The sequence below is a fragment of the Streptococcus intestinihominis genome, from assembly GCF_046824975.1.
GTDB lineage: Bacteria > Bacillota > Bacilli > Lactobacillales > Streptococcaceae > Streptococcus.
The window spans coordinates 10409-12384 of record NZ_JBKQBL010000008.1 but is presented as its reverse complement, the minus strand read 5'-3'; the positions used below and the strand labels follow the sequence as shown (position 1 = coordinate 12384).

At 44.8% G+C, this 1976-nt stretch carries 4 protein-coding genes; all 4 read left to right on the top strand.

Annotated features, from left to right (window positions below):
- Positions 1–202, top strand: a 202-nt coding sequence (locus tag ACLOR3_RS10025; RefSeq protein ID WP_412037201.1) for a PTS system mannose/fructose/sorbose family transporter subunit IID, incomplete at its 5' end; no start/stop codon positions are given.
- 102 nt (positions 203–304) lie between these two features.
- Positions 305–598, top strand: coding sequence for a DUF202 domain-containing protein (locus tag ACLOR3_RS10020; RefSeq protein ID WP_129270353.1), 294 nt, complete (start codon positions 305–307; stop codon positions 596–598).
- A gap of 127 nt (positions 599–725) precedes the next feature.
- Entirely contained in the window at positions 726–1010 is a 285-nt protein-coding gene (gene groES, locus ACLOR3_RS10015; RefSeq protein WP_048690539.1) for a co-chaperone GroES, read from the top strand.
- 23 nt (positions 1011–1033) lie between these two features.
- The coding region (gene groEL / locus ACLOR3_RS10010; RefSeq protein WP_412037200.1) for a chaperonin GroEL at positions 1034–1976 on the top strand (943 nt) is incomplete at its 3' end.

Genomic DNA, 1976 nt, shown 5'->3' with positions numbered 1-1976 from the left:
TGCTGACGGAGAAGCCTTCCTTAAAATCCAAGAAAAGATTGATGGCGTCTATCCAGGTCTCTTGACTGCTGCCTTTATCACGCTTTGCTGGTGGCTCATGGCGAAGAAGAAAGTCTCACCAAACAAGGTCATGCTTCTCTTAGTCATCATCGCCTTAGCTGGGGTAGCTCTTGGAATCTTTGATCCAGGTCTCAAATACTAAGAGAAAACTGGAAACAGTTTATTGCAACCGGAGCATTGAGAATGAAGTACGTGACCTCCTTTACGAATACTTCATTCTCAATTTTTATTGAAGGAGGCATCTATGCACACCAGACAAGAATTAATAAAAGGGTATGAGACGGAAATTCGCTACCAACGCCATATGTTGGAAAACTTGGGTCGCTGGTTTAGTGTGCTCTTTCTCATGGCCAGTATTGGTGGACTGCTGATTTATTTCTTTCACAAGACTTCCCTCCTATTTTTGATCTTAGGTAGCTTGGTCACCCTGATTGGAATAGCAGGGATGTTGCTAGTGGGGTATGGGATGTATCGTGGTCGAGCCAACTTACAAAAAGTCATCCAAGCTTACCAACAAAAACTAAATTTGGTTGGCTAGAAATCGAAAACACTTCGAAGAGATTGAGGTGTTTTTTTCTTGACTATTTTTGACCAAGTGATACAATAGAAACATGAGTTAGCACTCGATGTTGAAGAGTGCTAAAATACAAGAACGGAGGAATGACATGTTAAAACCATTAGGAGACCGCGTGGTCTTGAAAGTAGAAGAAAAAGAGCAAACAGTCGGTGGCTTTGTCATCGCAGGAGCAAGTCAAGCTGAAACCAAAACAGCAGAAGTCATCGCTGTAGGTGAGGGAGTTCGGACCCTCAGTGGCGAGTTGGTAGCACCAAGTGTCAAAGTCGGTGATACGGTCTTGGTGGAAAATCATGCAGGCGTTGATGTGAAAGACGGCGATGAGAAGTACACGATTGTTGGGACTGCAAGTATTCTTGCCATTGTTGAAGCCTAAAGAATCAGAAAGGAGAAAGATGTATGTCAAAAGAAATTAAATTTTCATCAGATGCTCGTGCAGCCATGGTCCGTGGGGTGGATATCCTAGCAGATACTGTGAAAGTGACCTTGGGACCAAAAGGTCGCAATGTGGTCCTTGAAAAATCATTTGGGTCACCATTGATCACCAATGATGGGGTGACCATCGCCAAAGAAATCGAATTGGAAGACCACTTCGAAAATATGGGTGCCAAATTGGTATCAGAAGTTGCTTCGAAGACCAATGATATCGCTGGAGACGGAACAACCACTGCGACTGTCTTGACCCAAGCCATCGTCCGTGAAGGGATCAAGAACGTTACAGCAGGTGCGAATCCAATCGGTATCCGTCGTGGGATTGAAGCAGCGGTTGCAACAGCTGTTGAAGCCTTGAAAAACAATGCCATTCCAGTTGCTAATAAAGAAGCTATCGCCCAGGTTGCGGCTGTCTCTTCTCGCTCTGAAAAAGTCGGTGAATACATCTCAGAAGCCATGGAAAAAGTGGGCAACGACGGAGTGATCACGATTGAAGAATCTCGTGGAATGGAAACAGAGTTGGAAGTCGTTGAAGGAATGCAGTTTGACCGTGGTTACCTCTCTCAATACATGGTCACTGATAATGAAAAAATGGTGGCAGACCTTGAAAATCCTTATATCTTGATCACCGACAAGAAGGTGTCAAACATCCAGGAAATCCTGCCATTGCTTGAAAGTATCCTTCAAAGCAACCGTCCGCTCTTGATTATTGCGGATGATGTGGATGGAGAAGCTCTCCCAACGCTTGTCTTGAACAAGATTCGTGGAACCTTCAATGTCGTAGCTGTTAAGGCTCCTGGATTTGGAGACCGTCGCAAAGCTATGCTAGAAGACATCGCGATCTTGACAGGTGGTACTGTTATCACAGAAGATCTCGGTCTTGAGTTGAAAGATGCGACCATCGAGGCGC

What these genes read in the sequence shown, in the direction of transcription:
- ACLOR3_RS10020 (WP_129270353.1), top strand. Translation starts at nt 305, where the DNA reads ATGCACACCAGACAAGAATTAATAAAAGGGTATGAGACGGAAATTCGC.
- groES (WP_048690539.1), top strand. Translation starts at nt 726, where the DNA reads ATGTTAAAACCATTAGGAGACCGCGTGGTCTTGAAAGTAGAAGAAAAA.